The 15,765-nt window shown below is 56.1% G+C and carries 16 protein-coding genes; 4 read left to right on the forward strand and 12 right to left on the reverse strand.

From position 1 onward, the window contains the following. Nucleotides 1-93: 93 nt before the first annotated feature. The 5 genes from JQR86_RS08295 to JQR86_RS08315 form a co-directional block, all read right to left on the reverse strand. Nucleotides 94-708 carry a hypothetical protein gene (locus JQR86_RS08295; RefSeq protein WP_239382760.1) on the reverse strand — a complete coding sequence of 205 codons (615 nt, stop codon included), beginning with the start codon at nt 706-708 and terminating at the stop codon, nt 94-96. A gap of 196 nt (nt 709-904) precedes the next feature. After that, nucleotides 905-1,324 carry a GNAT family N-acetyltransferase gene (locus tag JQR86_RS08300; protein WP_286788784.1) on the reverse strand — a complete coding sequence of 140 codons (420 nt, stop codon included), beginning with the start codon at nt 1,322-1,324 and terminating at the stop codon, nt 905-907. 23 nt (nt 1,325-1,347) lie between these two features. After that, nucleotides 1,348-1,548, reverse strand: coding sequence for a hypothetical protein (locus JQR86_RS08305; RefSeq protein WP_286788783.1), 201 nt, complete (start codon nt 1,546-1,548; stop codon nt 1,348-1,350). 98 nt (nt 1,549-1,646) lie between these two features. Continuing rightward, a complete protein-coding gene (locus JQR86_RS08310; RefSeq protein ID WP_010794692.1) occupies nt 1,647-3,242 on the reverse strand; it encodes an ABC transporter substrate-binding protein in 1,596 nt (531 codons plus the stop codon). 102 nt (nt 3,243-3,344) lie between these two features. Continuing rightward, nucleotides 3,345-3,851 (reverse strand): GNAT family N-acetyltransferase, encoded by a 507-nt coding sequence (locus JQR86_RS08315; protein ID WP_122042335.1) that lies wholly within the window; start codon nt 3,849-3,851, stop codon nt 3,345-3,347. Nucleotides 3,852-4,117: 266 nt separating this feature from the next. Here JQR86_RS08315 and dcp point away from each other — a divergent pair, with 266 nt between their 5' ends. The 3 genes from dcp to JQR86_RS08330 all read left to right on the forward strand — a co-directional run bounded on the left by dcp (nt 4,118) and on the right by JQR86_RS08330 (nt 7,724). Next, nucleotides 4,118-6,307 (forward strand): peptidyl-dipeptidase Dcp, encoded by a 2,190-nt coding sequence (dcp, locus tag JQR86_RS08320; RefSeq protein ID WP_434154679.1) that lies wholly within the window; start codon nt 4,118-4,120, stop codon nt 6,305-6,307. Between the two features lie 172 nt (nt 6,308-6,479). Continuing rightward, nucleotides 6,480-7,316, forward strand: coding sequence for an inositol monophosphatase family protein (locus tag JQR86_RS08325; protein ID WP_286788781.1), 837 nt, complete (start codon nt 6,480-6,482; stop codon nt 7,314-7,316). Nucleotides 7,317-7,457: 141 nt separating this feature from the next. Then, nucleotides 7,458-7,724: a hypothetical protein gene (locus tag JQR86_RS08330; protein WP_122044769.1), complete on the forward strand. Its 267-nt coding sequence runs from the start codon at nt 7,458-7,460 to the stop codon at nt 7,722-7,724. A gap of 54 nt (nt 7,725-7,778) precedes the next feature. Here JQR86_RS08330 and JQR86_RS08335 read toward each other — a convergent pair whose 3' ends face one another. The 7 genes from JQR86_RS08335 to JQR86_RS08365 form a co-directional block, all read right to left on the reverse strand. Then, complete coding sequence (locus JQR86_RS08335; RefSeq protein ID WP_074824271.1) at nt 7,779-8,483, reverse strand: YebC/PmpR family DNA-binding transcriptional regulator; 705 nt, start codon at nt 8,481-8,483, stop codon at nt 7,779-7,781. A gap of 92 nt (nt 8,484-8,575) precedes the next feature. Next, nucleotides 8,576-9,958 (reverse strand): efflux transporter outer membrane subunit, encoded by a 1,383-nt coding sequence (locus JQR86_RS08340; protein WP_286788780.1) that lies wholly within the window; start codon nt 9,956-9,958, stop codon nt 8,576-8,578. Beyond that, nucleotides 9,955-11,172: an HlyD family secretion protein gene (locus tag JQR86_RS08345; RefSeq protein WP_286788779.1), complete on the reverse strand. Its 1,218-nt coding sequence runs from the start codon at nt 11,170-11,172 to the stop codon at nt 9,955-9,957. Before JQR86_RS08345 ends, JQR86_RS08340 begins: the two co-directional genes overlap by 4 nt. Before the next feature lie 6 nt (nt 11,173-11,178). Further along, on the reverse strand, nt 11,179-12,786 hold the full coding sequence (locus JQR86_RS08350) for an MFS transporter (RefSeq protein WP_074824281.1): 1,608 nt from the start codon (nt 12,784-12,786) through the stop codon (nt 11,179-11,181). Nucleotides 12,787-13,036: 250 nt separating this feature from the next. Then, a complete protein-coding gene (locus JQR86_RS08355) occupies nt 13,037-13,492 on the reverse strand; it encodes a CBS domain-containing protein (RefSeq protein WP_010794683.1) in 456 nt (151 codons plus the stop codon). A gap of 120 nt (nt 13,493-13,612) precedes the next feature. Then, complete coding sequence (locus JQR86_RS08360; RefSeq protein ID WP_197872873.1) at nt 13,613-14,041, reverse strand: GFA family protein; 429 nt, start codon at nt 14,039-14,041, stop codon at nt 13,613-13,615. Nucleotides 14,042-14,242: 201 nt separating this feature from the next. Continuing rightward, nucleotides 14,243-14,704 (reverse strand): multidrug/biocide efflux PACE transporter, encoded by a 462-nt coding sequence (locus JQR86_RS08365; protein WP_286788778.1) that lies wholly within the window; start codon nt 14,702-14,704, stop codon nt 14,243-14,245. A gap of 88 nt (nt 14,705-14,792) precedes the next feature. Here JQR86_RS08365 and JQR86_RS08370 point away from each other — a divergent pair, with 88 nt between their 5' ends. After that, nucleotides 14,793-15,677 (forward strand): LysR family transcriptional regulator, encoded by an 885-nt coding sequence (locus JQR86_RS08370; protein ID WP_289929469.1) that lies wholly within the window; start codon nt 14,793-14,795, stop codon nt 15,675-15,677. Nucleotides 15,678-15,765: the final 88 nt, after the last annotated feature.

Raw genomic sequence — 15,765 nt, forward strand, 5'->3', positions numbered from 1 at the left:
TCACGAGAGGGCGTCAATTGGCGTGTTGTCTTTGCCAACAGAGCAAGCGCTGCTTGAGCGAAAAGGTTCTCGTCAAGCAGCAACGCAGGGTGCTTAGGCGTGTAGCGAAAGGAAATCTTTCCAGGCAGCGGGCACGTTGTTGAGTTGTAGGTACTGAAGACGCTCGTTTTCATCCAGACGGCTCCAATAAGGCGTCCAGTGCTGGCTCCACCAGAACGCCAGCTCGCCTTGTAGCGTATCCATGCAACCCACATCGACTGTAGGAAATGCCTGCCAGGGAGCTGGCGGTGCAATTTTTTGTGCATGAATAGAGGTCAGTAGAGCGGGTGAGTCCGTGACCAGATTGAGCAGCACACCGCCAAATTCGGACTGCATGCGCAGCATCAGTTTTTCACCCGCCTCGTTGCGATACAGCGTCTGTTCAGGAGTGCTCGAAACGGGAGTAAAGCCCAGCTTCATCAAGGCGGCACCCAAACCCATTTTACCTTGGTGACAACTCATGACCTGGAACTGATACGCCCGGATACCAAGCCCTTCAAGGCTTTCTGCGCCTTCCTGGTCGATGTTCAGTGGCGGGTGGTCGAACAGGGGGAATTCGGTACCTAGTTGCTCAAGCTGGCGATCAATATCCTCGAAGGTGCGCTTGGAGACCAGACGCTTTAGCAAAAGGAGAAAACCGGTACCGTGGAGCTGGGGGTGCGAAGTCATGGGGCCTCCTGGCGCGCGTCTGGACTATATGGTCTTAAGACCCGAAGCCAACCGTTTTGCTTCAAGGCTGGCAAAGAAATTTCCATCTGCGCGAAACGGATAGCAGGGCGACTGTGCGGGCAAGAGGCTGCCGCAGCCGTAATATACTTCTTCAACATAGCTTTATCATGTGACCGAAACATGAATCAGAAGGCAATCACGACGGGCTGTATTCCAAGGCTATCAAGGGTTTGCTTTGCTGATAGCGCCGGAGTTTATCGCTAAGCGACTCAGGCAAGGATGCTAGTGTCTGAAATCCACTGGATTGGTAAAAAGGGACGAGTTCGGGGTGGCAGAAAAGCCAGACAGGCGATGCCGCATGGTTTACGGCATGCTCCAGCAATCTGCCACCAATACCCTGACCGCGCTCCTCGTGTGAAACGAAGAGGCCCGTCAGCCAAAAGCCCTGTTCGATGGGACTAAGGTTCAGGACACCGAGAATGCCTTGTCGCCGGGCTACCCAATAGCGCACGTCATCGCCTCTGGCGGTTCGCATGGTGCTGCCATGGACGCGATAAAACTTGTCGATAAGCGGTCGGAGTTCAGGTGAGAGGAGGCCGTACTGCAGTTCGCTCATAGCTCTTTGAGGACAAATAGCATTCAGGTATTGGGCGTATTACCGGCCAGCTGCTCCAAGGCACGCCTCACCATCGAGGCGTACTCAGTGGGGCTGAGGCCATAGAGCTCAGTAGCGACCCAGGGTAGCCAGCGTGCGCCCATTTCGTCTCGTCTGGAGAGCAGGCGCTGTGCCTCGGCAACGGCTTGTGTGGCATGTGCTTGATGAAAATCGGCTCGGCTCATGATGATCTCTTGCAGCAACCCGTCATGATAAAACCGAACCGACGTATTTACCTACCGCGAGCGACACGGCGAGCGATTAACGGCTCGCCGTATCGACATCAGTCAACGCTGACCCCAACGAAAGCGTTATGGCCCAGCGGGCTCATTACATAGCCTTGCACATTCTTGCGCATGGGCATGAACGCCGTGGAGTGGGCGATAGGGGTATTGGGGATCTGTTCCTTCATGCGCACCTGAGCCTGACGGTAAAACTCGGTCCGCTCGGCCTGATCGGAGACACGCTTGCCGTTCTTCACGAGGTCATCGTAGGTTTTGTCGCACCACATGGAGTAGTTGTTGCTGCCAATCGCATCGCAGCCATACAGCGTACCCAGCCAGTTGTCTGGATCACCATTGTCGCCTGTCCAGCCCACCAGGATGGTGTCCTGCTGGCCGCTCTTGGCGCGCTTGAGGTATTCGCCCCATTCGTACGTCACAATCTCGGCGTTAATGCCAATCTTGGCCCAGTCGTTCTGGATCATCTGGGCCATCAGGCGCGCGTTCGGGTTATACGGCCGCTGGACCGGCATAGCCCATAAGGTGATCTTTGTGCCTTCTTTGACGCCAGCTTGCTTGAGAAGCTCCTTGGCCTTGACCGGGTCGCGCGGCAGATCCTTTATCGTTTCGTTGTAGGACCACTGGCTGGGCGGCATCCCGTTAACGGCAAGCTGCCCTGCGCCCTGGAAAACGGCTTCAATGATGTTCTGCTTGTTGATCGCCATGTCGAGCGCCTGGCGGACTTCCAGCTTGTCCAGTGGCGGATGCTGAACGTTATAGCCTAGGTAGCCAATGTTATAGCCAGGGCTACTCATGACCTTCAGGTTGGGGTCTTTCTCCAGCGAGGCAATATCCGCCGGATTAGGGTAAACGCTGACGTGGCATTCGCCTGTGCGCAGCTTTTGAGCCCGCACGGCAGAATCGGTATTAATCGAGAAGATAAGGTTGTCGAGCTTGACCTGTCCCGGTTGCCAGTAATCCTTGTTGCCCTTGAAACGGATCATGGCATCTTTCTGGTAGCGACTGAAGACGAAGGGGCCGGTACCGATAGGCTTCTGGTTGATCTGTTCAGCCTTGCCCTGTTTGAGCAGCTGGTCGGCATATTCGGCTGAATGGATACCGGCAAACCGCATCGCCAAATTCTGCACAAAAGCAGCGTCGCGCTCATTTAGCATGAAGCGAACTGTATGCTCGTCCACCTTTTCAACCCGGGCGATATTCTTGTCCAGACTCATGCCAGTAAAGTAGGGGAACTCGCTGGGATAGGCCTTGCGGAACGGATGCTCTTTATCCAGCATGCGCTGAAAGGTGAACAGGACGTCATCGGCATTGAAGGGGCGGGTCGGTTTGAAATAGTCCGTCGTATGGAAGTTCACGCCCTGCCGTAGAAAGAAGGTATAGGTCTTGCCGTCTTCACTGATGTCCCAACGCTCTGCAAGGGAAGGAATGGCCTTGGTGCCGCCTCGCTCGAAATCGGCCAGTCGGTTGAACAACGTACTGGCCGCAGCATCATGATCGGTTCCCGCTGTGTACAGGCCGGGGTCAAATCCTGCTGGACTGCCTTCCGAACAGTAGACCAGGTTGCTTGCAGCCTGGGCAGATAAAACGTTGAACACGCAGCCAGCCGTGACCAACGCCGTAAAAAGCGTCTTGAACATGAGCCGTTTCCTTAAAGCGTGAGGTTCAGCGAAACGCGTACGCTACCGCGGCTCCGGAATACCGGCAGGATTTAAATGAAAGCAGATATTTCAAGGGTCACGTCAGATAAGCCGCTTGGTCAGTTTCACTTCGGTCAGGTCGACCCCACCTCTTGATAGGGTTTTATGGGCTTCTGTATGGTCGAAGCCGTGCTGTCGATAAAAAGCCATTGCTGCAAGGTTGTCCTGTAATACCCAGAGGGATACACAGCTAACAGCGGGCAACTCCAGCGAAGAGAAATAATGCCGTAACAGCGCCGTTCCGAGGCCGGTACGGTAGTGTCGTGGGGCTATGTAGATCGCATGAATTTCTCGCCTGGAGGCCTCTTCCGGCCAATCACGGTCAGGGCCGCACGCCATCCAGCCGGCTACTGACCCGCTGCGCTCAGCAACCCATATCGGAGCATTTTCCGCTTCCAGTCTTGCTTTCCAATGGGCATATCTGGACTCGTATTGGAGGTTATCCAGCACTACCTGAGGCATGATGCCTTGATAGGCGGCGCGCCAGGATTCGATATGGATCATGGCGATTGCAGAGGCATCCTCAGACGTAGCTGCTCGTACAGGCATGGCGGCTTTCCATTAGGCTGAAACGATAGGGGCAGTTCTTAAGACTAGTGCATCCCTTGGGCAGGCGATACTATCCCAAGGCCCGGCCCAGACGGGTTTCTTTGCTTATAACAAATTGCGGTCTGCGGTTTACACCGTTTTGTTCGAGTTCAATCGCCAAGACTCGCCTGCCAATTTGAAACTACGCTGTGCCCAATGTGACGCGCTATTTTGTATGACCGCGTCGTGGCTGCATGGAATAAGAAAAATAGGGAGAGTAAGCATTAATGCGTCTATCTTTGCTGTTTCTGGCTATCAGTACGTCCCTTGGCAGCTATGCCTTTGCTAACAAAACCCAGTCTGTTACTGAAGCCGGAACGACGGTACAGGAGGTCAACATGGCAGATAAGAACGGCTCGGCCCTTCAGGCGAATCCCTTTTTTCAGGTGAGTGCATTGCCCTTTCAGGCACCTCGGTTCGACCTGATCAAGGAGTCGGACTTCGAGCCCGCCATTACAGAAGGCATCCGGCAAAAGTTGGCTGAAATCGAGCAAATTGCCAACAACCCCGAGCCGCCTACTTTCGAGAATACCTACGTTGCGCTGGAAAAAGCCGGAGCCCTGCTGGACAGGGTCATGACAGTTTTTAGCGCGCTCACTGGTGCCAATACGTCCGACACGCTTCAGCGGATCAATGAAGAGCAGTCGCCCAAGCTGGCTGCACTGGGTGATGCGATCACGCTCAACAGCACATTGTTCGACCGTCTACAGACCGTTTACGACCAGCGCGAAACGCTTGATCTGACATCCGAGGACAAGCGGCTTATCGAGATTACCCATCAGCATTTCGTATTGGCAGGTGCCCGGCTGTCTGAGACTGATAAGGCCCAGCTCAAATCGCTCAACCAGGAGGCGGCAACGCTCACTACCCAGTTTGTGAATCGGCTGCTGGCTGCAGCCAAGAACGGGGCCCTGGCTGTCAGCAACAAGGATCAGCTTGAGGGACTTTCTGAGCCTGAGCTAAAGGCAGCCGAACAGGCAGCCCAGGACCGTCATCTGGACCAGCAATGGCTGCTCACTCTTCAGAACACCACGCAACAGCCTTGGCTAGCGTCTCTTGCCAACCGCGATACGCGTAAGGCCTTGCTCGATGCCTCGTGGAATCGGGCCGAGAGGGGCGATGCCAACGATACCCGCTCGCTTATCGCGCGTCTGGCCAAGGTGAGAGCCGAGCAGGCCAAGCTGCTGGGGTTCCCGGATTATGCGACCTGGAAGCTACAGGATCAGATGGCCAAGAAGCCAGAGGCTGCGCTAGGTTTCATGCGGGACATCGCGCCGGCGGCCACAGCCCGAGCCAAGCGCGAGGCGGCGGATATTCAGGCCGTTATCGACAAGCAAGGGGGCGGCTTCAAGTTGCAGGCCTGGGATTGGCCTTATTATGCGGAGCAGGTTCGCAAGGCCCGTTACGATCTGGACGAGTCACAGATTCGCCCGTATTTCGAGCTTAATAATGTGCTCCAGAATGGGGTGTTTTACGCAGCGCAGGCGCTCTACGGCATTACGTTCAAGGAGCGGACGGACATTCCGGTGTATCAGTCGGATGTGAAGGTTTATGAGGTGTTCGACAAGGATGGCTCTTCAATGGCCTTGTTCTACACCGATTTCTTCGCTCGGGATAACAAGAGTGGCGGTGCCTGGATGGGTAACTTCGTCGATCAGTCCCGGCTGCTGGGCACCAAGCCGGTTGTTTATAACGTCTGCAATTTCACCAAGCCTGCTCCAGGCCAGCCGGCGCTGCTTTCATGGGACGATGTCATAACCTTGTTTCATGAGTTCGGTCATGCCCTGCACGGCATGTTCGCCGACCAGATGTACGGCAGTATTTCGGGCGCCAATACGCCGAGCGATTTCGTCGAATTTCCTTCGCAAATCAACGAGCACTGGGCGGAAGACCCCAAGGTGTTCGCCAACTATGCCAAGCACTACGCAACCGGCAAGCCCATGCCTGCCGAGTTGGTCGAGAAGATCAAGAACGCGTCTCGCTTCAACAAGGGCTATGACATGACCGAGCTCCTGGCCGCTGCGCTACTCGACATGCACTGGCACATGATCGCAGCTGAAGCGCCTCAGCAAGACGTTGACGCATTTGAAAAGGCTGCGCTGGAGAAGGACCGCATAAACCTCAGTTATGTGCCGCCTCGCTACCGATCCAGCTATTTCATGCATATCTGGGGCAATGGCTATGCGGCAGGATATTACGCTTATCTGTGGACACAGATGCTGGCCGATGATGGCTTCGAGTGGTTCAGAGAACACGGCGGCCTTACTCCTGAAAACGGCCAACGCTTCCGCGACATGGTTCTTTCCCGTGGCAACAGCACCGATCTGGAGCAGGTCTACCGGGACTGGCGGGGCCATGAACCGGATATCGAGCCCATGCTGATCAACCGCGGCCTGAAAGGTGATAGCCAGGGTTGAGCTTGCCTTATACGTAGATGGGCCTGGAAGGTCCGTCTTGCTGCCAGCATTCATGGCCTAGGCTTAAAGTGCATCTTTTTATCCTATGCCGAGCCGCGCAGTATTTGTCACAGTGGAGCGCTTAGATTAGGCACTCCCAATTATTGCACCATGTTTTTGAAAAGGACCCGTCATGACCACGACTGTTACCGGCGCCAGCGCACCGGATAGCCTCGATATCGATTCACGCTATGAGGCCGCCAAGGCTATCGCACAGGAAGCGGCACGCCTGGGCATGGACTTCTATGCGCGCCGTTCGAGCCTGACGGTAATGCACAAAGGCGGTAACCTGCAGGATGTCGTCAGTGTTGCCGACAAGACACTGGAGGACTTCATCCGGGCGCAGCTTTCGGAGCGTTTTCCGGAGGATGGCTTTATCGGCGAGGAAAACGGTACTGCAGCATTGGATGCGCGCTGCATCTGGGTCATCGACCCCATCGACGGAACCAGCTGTTTCGTAAACGGCTTGCACAGCTGGTGTGTATCCATCGGGCTCATGATTGACGGTGAGCCCTATCTAGGCGCTATCGTCGATCCGAACCATCAGGAACTCTTTCATGCCTGCCTGGGCCAGGGCGCGTTCGTCAATGATATCCCGCTCAAGGCCCATGCTGCCCAACACGTTCGTGAAGGAGTCGTAGGGGTAGGTACAACGCACCGCCGTGGCAAGGAAAACTTCATTCCTTTCCTGACCGGTCTGTTGGACGAGGGTGGGATGTTTATCCGCAACGGCTCCGGGGCGTTGATGACGGCTTATGTGGCCGCGGGTCGGTTGATTGGCTATTACGAGACGCTTATCAACAGCTGGGATTGCCTGGCAGGCCTTGTCATGGTCAAGGAAGCCGGTGGTCGGTCGAGTGACTTCTTCCGTGGCGAAGGGCTGCTGGAAGGGAATCCGCTTCTGGTCGCTGCGCCCGGAGTATATGAGCAGCTAGCAGGCTTGATAGGGCCCTCGTTGGACAGTAACTAAGCCTTTTGTGCTTTTCTGCGCTTGGCGGTCATGGCGGTACAGGGTTGTGTCGCCGTTCATCTATCCTTTGAGACAAGACTTGTACGAAGCGGGCATACCTGTGCGAACCTGACGATGCCATTCGAAAGCGAGGATCAGACCATGAGTACCATGCAATGTACCTACCGCGATCATGTCATTACGGCTGAAATCATGGAGCATCCAGGCAGTCCTTTACCCTGGGCAGGCGGTTGCCGGATAAGCGACCTGCACGGGCATGTAACCCGGCGCATGCCGCTTCCGGTCAGTCATGCCTTCCTGGCCGAACTGGATCAGGCCCAGAGAGCGTCCATTGCTCACGGCAAATGGCTAGTTGACCAATGCCTGGACCATGGGCGAATGCTGTTTGATCAGCCCAAGGCTGCCTGATACGTATCTCACAGGGCGAAGGGCAAGAATTGCTTTTCGCCCTGGTTGCATGGCTTAACCTGCCAGACCTACATAAACGTTCTGCACGTCATCGTGGGCATCCAGGGCTTCCAGAAAGGCTTCTACTTCTTCCATTTCAGCATCGCTCAAGCCGGTGACCGGGTTTTTTGGGCGATAACCTAGATTGGCTGACTGTACTGTAAAACCAAGGGTTGGCAGCGCCTTGCAGACAGCGTCCATATCGGTAGCGTCGCTTATAAAGAGGGTGGCGTCATCCTCACCCGCCTCGAAATCCTGAGCGCCTGCTTCGATCGCGGCCAGCTCCGGATCAGCTTCTGGCGTATCGGGCGTTGCCTCGATCATGCCTACATAATCGAAATCCCACGCTACCGAGCCGGACGCGCCAAGCTGGCCCTTGCGAAACAGTACGCGAATCTCGGCGACAGTACGGTTCACGTTATCGGTCAGGCATTCCACAATGACTGGCACACGATGGGGAGTAAAACCTTCATAGGTGGTGCGCTCATAGTTGACCGCTTCGCCCAAAAGACCTGCGCCTTTCTTGATGGCGCGCTCCAGTGTTTCGCGAGGCATGGAGGCCTTTTTGGCCTGCTCGACGACCAGACGCAGGCGAGGATTCATGTCTGGGTCCGGGCCGGAGCGCGCAGCGATCATGATCTCTTTCGACAGTTTGCCAAAGATCTTGCCCTTGGCATTGGCTGCGGCTTCTTTATGTTTGGCTTTCCACTGTGCGCCCATAGTTGTCTCTTCAAGAGGGAATAAAGGCGCAAATTCTAGTCCATACCGAGGGTTTGAGCGGAGCTAAATGATCAGCTGTGTGCCATGTACAGCTAATCCCGCGCAGGTGCCCAACCCCCTCCCAGCGCCTGGTAGAGCGAAATGACATTGTTCAGCTGGCTCTCGCGCACCTGTACAGCCGCCAGATCTAGATTGAAGAGGTTACGTTGGGCGTCGAGCTCATCAAGGTAGGAGGAGTAACCGCTGCGGTAACGATCCCGGGCGATTTCAAGCGAACGTGCCAGCGTGCGCCGGCGTGCCTGGATACGATCAATCTGTTCGGCATACAGCGTGACGCCTGACAAAGCATTTTCAACGTCGGCAAACGCATTCAACGCTGCGGCCCGATACGCATAAGCGGCCTGATTACGCTGAGCGGTAGCGATATTGACCTGGGCTTTCAGTCGACCCGCTGTGAAAATCGGAGCAAGGATGCTGGCGCCCAGGCTCCAGACCTTGACCGGATCGTAGTTCAGCGAATTGATGTAAAGCCGGCCGACGCTGCCGGACAGTTGTACCTGCGGAAGAAACTCATCACGTCGGGCCTCTAGGTTGAGGTCACTGGCAGCCAGCTGCTGTTCGGCACGTGCGACATCTGGCCGTCTGCGCAGCAACTCCGATGGCAATACACCGGGAACACGGGGCGGGTGTACGTCCTGAAAGTGCAGCCCACGGTCCACTGGGGCCGGCAGGGCGCCCGTCAGCATCTGAATGGCATTTTCCTGTCGGCGAATGGCCTGTTGAAGCTGCGGAATCATTTGCATGGCGGCCTCATATTCGGACTGGGCCTGCGTTAACTCCAGTTCTGACGTGTAACCCTCACCGGCGCGATCCTCTGCGACCTTGAGCGCTCCAAGGCGAGACTCGGCTGTCTCACGGGTAACCTGCAGCTGAGCATCCAGTGAGAGAAGGGTGATGTATGCCCGTGCGGTCGTGCTGGCTACGGTGAGAAGAACAGCATCCCGATCGGTCTGGCTGGCCTGATATTGGAGCCGTGCGGCCTGTTCGAGAGTACGCAGGCGCCCCCATACATCCAGCTCATACGCAATCTGTACCTGTGGCTGAGCCGAACGGGTATGGGTGATACCCAGCGTGCCGAGATTGCGGTTGGTTTGTGTGGCAACCGAGGCATTTACCGAAGGAAACAGGGCCGAGCGTGCCAGTGCAATCTGCTCGCGAGCCGCATCGACGCGGGAAATAGCGGCTAACACGTCAGTGTTGTGCTCAAGCGCGGTTTCTACCAGGCGAGTCAGCCGGGGATCGTTGAAGTTGTGCCACCAATCGCTTCGAACGGCACTTGCCGGCTCACTCGCTGCACGCCACTGCCTAGGAGGTTGTATGGCTGCTTCGGGCGGTAGCGGTTTCTTGGGTGGCACACAAGCGGCCAGGCTTACCGCCAGGGCCAACAGCAAAGGATGGAATCGAACGTCCCTCATGGTGTAGCGCTCCGTTGCGCTACAGGTCGTTCTGTCTGGCTGGTCGCTGGGGTCGCATCCGTATCAACATGGGTGACAACGGACATCCCTGGCCTTAGCCGCTGCGCCAAGGGCTGGTCAGGATCAATGGTGATCCGCACAGGGATGCGCTGTACCACCTTGGTGAAATTACCCGTGGCGTTGTCTGGGCGAAGAATGCTGAACTCCGAGCCGGTTGCAGGCGCCAGCCGTTCGACACGGCCGGTAAGCTCTGCGCCGTCCAAGGCATCAACGTTGAAGCGGACCGGCTGACCGATCGCCATGTTATGTGTCTGCGTTTCCTTATAGTTGGCTACCACCCAGACCAGATCCGGTACCAAGTAGAGGAGTTGCGAGCCTGCCGTCACGTACTGCCCGAGGCGTACGGATACCTCGCTGAGCTGTCCTTCCCGTGGCGCCTTGATCAAAGTGTTGTCGAGGTCGATCTGTGCCAGATGCAGCGCCGCTTCTGCCATCTTTACCTGAGCTTCCAGGCTTCCGCGTGACACGCGAGTCGCCTTTACGTTTTCCTCGGCAATATTGATGGCCGCTTGTGCCTGCTTGACCTGAGCGGCGGCGGCCCTGGCCGAGGCGCGTGTCTGATCACGCTCGCGCAGGGAAACCGAGCCTCGGGAGGCGAGTTCGTTGACACGACGCTCATCGGCTCGTGCGCGATCCAGTTCGGCCTGCGCCGACAGGAGTTCCGCCCGGCGCGACGCTAGCGTGGCCTGGTTGGAAGCCAAGGTTTGTATGGAGTTCGCAAGATCCGCCTGCCGAGCCGCCAGCTGTGCCTGGTTTTGCTCAACACGCTGGCGATAGATTCGGTCGTCGATCCGAACCAGCAGTTGCCCCTGCTTTACATGCTCGAAGTCCTGTACGAGTACCTCGGCGACATAACCATTCACCTGAGGGGCCATGACGGTAATCTGTCCCCGGACGTAGGCATTATTGGTTGTCACGATGCCACTGGTGAATGGCCACAGCTGCCACGCATAGAGGATCGTCAGGACGCCTGCCAGCGCTACCACCAGCATGATGATGACCGTCATCCGTGACGGCTTGATCACCTTGGGCGGCCCAGGGTTTGTCGCTCCGGCATCCGGTACGGAGGCTGCCTGTTCGGTTTGAGGCGGCGTTTTTTCAGCTTCGCTTGAGCCCTTGCGCTCGTCATCAGGTAATGGTTTTTCGTCGCTCATGTCGTCTCACGTAGCAGCGTTATTAGAGGAGTTGGCTTGTGCCCGTTCCGCCTTTCTTCGCCGATAGGACAGGCGCAGGGTATGGAACAGTGACCAGCTCAGAAAGGTGATCGATACGAAGCCGATCAGCCGAAATACATCGTTGAAGGCCAGCACATGTGCCTCTCGTGTGGCGGCCTGGCTGAGTTGGGAGGTGCCTAGCGCCTGTTGCAGGGTAGGGTCAGTCTGCACCGGGGCATAAACCTGACTTTGAAGCTGCAGGCGCTGCACCACCAGTGGGTCGGTACGGTTGACGTTCTCGATCAGGTGACTGGAATGGTATTTCTCTCGCACCGTCTCGAATGTTCCAAACAGAGCCGGGCCGGCCAATCCACCCAGGCTTTGCGTAAAGGAAAACAGCACGGTAAAGCTGACGATATAGGTCGGACCGTTCTGCAGGGCACGCAAAAAGCCGATCATCATCAGCGGACCCAGGAACATGCCGCTGGCAAAGGCCAGAATACCCTGGCTGACAAACAGGTCCTGCGGGCGTGTCTGGTTTGTCGAGTCGGTATCCATGAAGCTGGCTATACCGATCAATACAATCGAAACCAGAATCTGAGGGATCATCGTTTTCGGGCTGAACACCAGAGCACTGACGGCAATGCCCGCCACGATGCCAGCAAGAATCACTGCAAAAAGCGGCTGTAACTGATCGGCTGTAAGCCCCAGGGTTTGCAGCAGACCCACTGCTCCATAATTCTGTTCGGACAGGATAAAGCGCAGCATGATCGCCCCGAAGGCAAAGCGCAGCATCTCGGAGGTGCCAAGCCAGCGAGTCTGGAGCAGGGGATTGCGTCGATGGTGCTCAATGGCGACCGCAATGATGATCAATACCAGAGCGGCTGCCAATGAAAACCCCATCCAGGGCTGCGTCAGCCACCATTGAATGCGTCCCTGTGCCAGGACGGCGGCAATCATGGCAAGGGCAGGGCCGAGCAGGGCAAATGTCAGAAAGTCCAGTCGCTCGAACGCCTTGATGCGTATGCCTGGAGGTAGCTTGAGCAGGGTGATGGCGGCGAGTGAGCACAGCGCCATGCCGGCCTCGAAGATATACAGGCGATGCCACTCGCCCAGATCCCTGAGCGCGGGCGAGAGCAGCCAAGCCAGAGGCGTTGCCAGCTGGGAGATGCCAACGCCAATGACCAAACCTTTGCCTACCTGAGCCTTCCGAAACGCCTGGAGCATATACAGCGTACCCAGGGTTGTGATCGTCGCGCCAGCAAAGCCGCTGGCGGCTCGGACCAGCACCGCCATGGGAAAGTTGTTGGCAAACACATGGGCGATCGTGAATACGGCATACAGCGCCAGCCCGATCTCGGCAAAGCGGCGAAGCCCGTATTGCTGACGAAACTTCACGAGAATCAGGTTAGCTGACACGTTTACCATCAGAAAGGCTGCAGGCAGCCAGGCACCCTGGGTGGGCGTCAGACCCAGATCACCCTGGATATAAGGAAGGTTCACGCTGATCAGCGCATTACCGAGGCCGCCTGTCAGGCCCAGCAGCACGGACACCAGCGCGTAGGCAAGGCGTACCGGTGGGGCATGCAGTGGCGTAGCCGGAGAGCCCGGCATCGAGGGCCGCTCGTGCGGCTCCCAATTGGGCAGGGGTTCCAGATATTTATCGGGCACAGCAAATAGGCGCCTTATTGAATCCTTGAGAAGTGCCAGTCACTGTTTAATCAATGATGGCAATGGATTCGTCCATAAGGCGCCGCAACAGTTCAGCCTGACGGGCAAGGAAGTCGTGATTACAAAAAAGCCCAACCAGACTTTTAGTCAACGCAGGCCATGCTCAAACGCATGGCCTAGCTGCTCCCTCTGATCATCCGGCCAGTGATGTGGGATATTCACCACGGATGTATTGCTCCAGTTGCAGAATCAGCCCGTCCTGCTCGGCAATCGTTTCCTTCACGATATCGCCAATGGAGAGCAGACCGATCAGCTGATCATTGTCGATCACCGGTAAGTGGCGCAGATGGCGATCCGTCATGAGCGACATGCACTCACGAATGCTCTCCCGAGGCGTCACTGTGATCACAGCACGGGTCATGATTTCCCGAACAGCGGTTCCTATGGAGGAGCGGCCCTGTAATACGCCTTTGCGCGCATAGTCGCGCTCGCTGATGATACCGACCAGCTTACCGTCTTCGGTAACGGGCAGGGCACCCACATTTTTCTCGGCCATGACTTTAAGCGCATCAAGCACCGTAACGTTTGGGGTGATCGTAAACACACCCTGGCTTTGCTTGGCTCTAAGGATATCCGCTACCGTCTTCATATCATTCCTCCCTTGCTGGCAAATCAATAGGACGAAAATAACCCGACCTGTCCGGCCGTCACCAAACAACGTAATCCATGGGTACGATTAAAATTTTCAAGCACGAGCATGGCCTATGCCTTACTCGGAGCCGAACTGCACAATCAGTTCTTCTCCAGTCAGGGTGCGGGTATCGTTGGCAAAGCAGTAGAAAGCTGGTTTTTCTTCTATGAAAACCTGCAGCGCAAATGTCCAGTCATCCGGGTCATCAAACAACCCAACCGGGACGGCATGAAAGTCGCCGTGTTTTAACCGGTAAAACAGGTGAGTACCACATCGGCGACAAAAGCCTCGCTCAGCCCACTCTGATGACTCGTAGACGTGAACATGCTCCTCTCCTGTCAATTGGGGAGGGAGCGTGCTTTCGACAACCATCAGTGGACCGCCGCCCCATCGCCGACATATCGAGCAATGACAAGCGCTGACAGATGTTTTTTCCAGACCGACAGTTACGTGCACCGCGCTGCACAAGCAGCGTCCTTGTCTCTCGACCCGAGCAGCCATAGCCATCCCGCCTTTCGCTGAGTGGAATGAAAAGCGTAGTCGAAAATCGGCGATTAAAAGGAAAAAAGAGGGTAGGGCGACGTTTTGTCTCTATTGGGGGCTTTTCAACGTAGAGTCGTCAGCAGGCTCACTTTAAGCCCTGCCAAGAGCGAAAGGCAGCCTGACTCATTCACCATGAGGCGTGGCGCCTTTCTATTAGTCGGTTCATCACTTTTCATACGCTGCGCCAATGCCCTGACGACGTATATAACGGGCCCGAAGCGTATCGTAAATCCAGTTGAAGCATACCGAATAAGGCAGGAAAAACAGGATCAGTCCGATATCGAGCACTAGCGCCTGGAGCAGGCTGATCGAAAGCCACCACGCTGCCAACGGAACCAGCAAGACCACTAGGCCAGCCTCAAAAAGACAGCCGTGAAGCAGGCGGACGGCAAAGCTGCGTTTGAATCCCAACCGGTTTTGCGCACGGTCAAACAAGAAGTTGAAGATCATGTTCCACAACATGGCTATGGTCGAAAACATGAGCGTCAACACGCCAATCTGTGCCATGGGTTTGCCCATAGCCCAGGCGATCACAGGCGCACAGAGGCCCAGGGCAATCAGCTCGAAGGCCAGCGCATGACCTGCCCGCTCCCAGAAACTGCGATCAGTTGATGAAGTAGAAGACATTGGAAAACTCGCTTAGGGATGACTGCAATGGTCTATTATCATCGGTTTAACCAATAACCAAAAATTAGCTGGTATCGCTTATACCGATATGAACCTTTCAATAGAAGCGCTCGAATCGTTTGTTCATGCTGCATCCAGTGGCTCGTTCAGCGCAGCGGCGAGGGGGCTCGGTAAAAGCCAGTCGACCATTAGTGAAACCATTGCCCGCATTGAAATAGAACTGGATGTTGAGCTCTTTGTTCGTGGCGCTCGCCAGCTGACATTGACCGAGCCTGGGCGTAGCTTGTTGGGATATGCGCTGGAGACGCTATCGGCGATAGACCGATTGAAACGTCACGCGGCTACCTTGGGCCGCGGGCAGGAAGCCAAGCTGACACTGGTACTGTCAGATACCTACCAGCAGAGCCAATATGAAGCGCGTCTTCACGAATTGGACCAGCGCTATCCTGATCTGGAGTTCGAGTGCTTTTTTGCCGAACAGGCCGATGTGCTGGATCTGATCAATCAAGGCCGCGCCAACCTGGGGCTATTGGCCGCTCAACCGGAATACGGGCCGGATATTGCGCATTCCCGGCTGCCTTACTATTCCTCCTTTGGTCTTTTTGTCAGCCAAGGTCATGCCCTTTCCCAGAAAGCGGTAGTTGAACCTCAGGACCTTGCTCACTACCGCATGCTGCGTCTGAGCAGCGTTGTCAGCAGTGATCTGGACGATTCGACCCTGCCTGTACACAGTACGCGATGCTGGTCGACTCCAGACTACCTGCTGTTGCTGGAAATGGCGGCGTTGGGCTTTGGGTGGGCCGCGTTACCCAAGGGGTTGGTCGAGTCCCATGCACAGGGGCGGGTGCATGAGTTGGTCATGAATGGCTGGCCCAAGCAGGTATCGGTGGATGTGGTGTGGTCGCGTAAACAGCCGCTTGGTCCTGCTGCAGCCTGGCTGCTTGAGCGTCTTACACAAACGAATAGATCTTGAAGGATGCGTACTACTCAGGCAGCCGCAAAGAGGAGGAGCATCCAGTAAATCAATCAAAAGAATACAGTGGATCGTAACCTGCCAGTTA

The organism is Pseudomonas sp. JZ134 (assembly GCF_051027695.1).
In the GTDB taxonomy this organism is placed as follows: domain Bacteria; phylum Pseudomonadota; class Gammaproteobacteria; order Pseudomonadales; family Pseudomonadaceae; genus Chryseomonas; species Chryseomonas luteola.

Excerpts from the sequence above, each read along its gene's own strand:
- JQR86_RS08330 (WP_122044769.1), top strand. The coding sequence starts at position 7,458 with ATGAGTACCATGCAATGTACCTACCGCGATCATGTCATTACGGCTGAA.
- JQR86_RS08350 (WP_074824281.1), bottom strand. The coding sequence starts at position 12,786 with ATGCCGGGCTCTCCGGCTACGCCACTGCATGCCCCACCGGTACGCCTT.
- JQR86_RS08295 (WP_239382760.1), bottom strand. The coding sequence starts at position 708 with ATGACTTCGCACCCCCAGCTCCACGGTACCGGTTTTCTCCTTTTGCTA.
- JQR86_RS08315 (WP_122042335.1), bottom strand. The coding sequence starts at position 3,851 with ATGCCTGTACGAGCAGCTACGTCTGAGGATGCCTCTGCAATCGCCATG.
- JQR86_RS08345 (WP_286788779.1), bottom strand. The coding sequence starts at position 11,172 with ATGAGCGACGAAAAACCATTACCTGATGACGAGCGCAAGGGCTCAAGC.
- JQR86_RS08325 (WP_286788781.1), top strand. The coding sequence starts at position 6,480 with ATGACCACGACTGTTACCGGCGCCAGCGCACCGGATAGCCTCGATATC.
- JQR86_RS08340 (WP_286788780.1), bottom strand. The coding sequence starts at position 9,958 with ATGAGGGACGTTCGATTCCATCCTTTGCTGTTGGCCCTGGCGGTAAGC.
- JQR86_RS08360 (WP_197872873.1), bottom strand. The coding sequence starts at position 14,041 with ATGGCTATGGCTGCTCGGGTCGAGAGACAAGGACGCTGCTTGTGCAGC.
- JQR86_RS08370 (WP_289929469.1), top strand. The coding sequence starts at position 14,793 with ATGAACCTTTCAATAGAAGCGCTCGAATCGTTTGTTCATGCTGCATCC.
- dcp (WP_434154679.1), top strand. The coding sequence starts at position 4,118 with ATGCGTCTATCTTTGCTGTTTCTGGCTATCAGTACGTCCCTTGGCAGC.
- JQR86_RS08355 (WP_010794683.1), bottom strand. The coding sequence starts at position 13,492 with ATGAAGACGGTAGCGGATATCCTTAGAGCCAAGCAAAGCCAGGGTGTG.
- JQR86_RS08300 (WP_286788784.1), bottom strand. The coding sequence starts at position 1,324 with ATGAGCGAACTGCAGTACGGCCTCCTCTCACCTGAACTCCGACCGCTT.
- JQR86_RS08365 (WP_286788778.1), bottom strand. The coding sequence starts at position 14,704 with ATGTCTTCTACTTCATCAACTGATCGCAGTTTCTGGGAGCGGGCAGGT.
- JQR86_RS08335 (WP_074824271.1), bottom strand. The coding sequence starts at position 8,483 with ATGGGCGCACAGTGGAAAGCCAAACATAAAGAAGCCGCAGCCAATGCC.
- JQR86_RS08310 (WP_010794692.1), bottom strand. The coding sequence starts at position 3,242 with ATGTTCAAGACGCTTTTTACGGCGTTGGTCACGGCTGGCTGCGTGTTC.
- JQR86_RS08305 (WP_286788783.1), bottom strand. The coding sequence starts at position 1,548 with ATGAGCCGAGCCGATTTTCATCAAGCACATGCCACACAAGCCGTTGCC.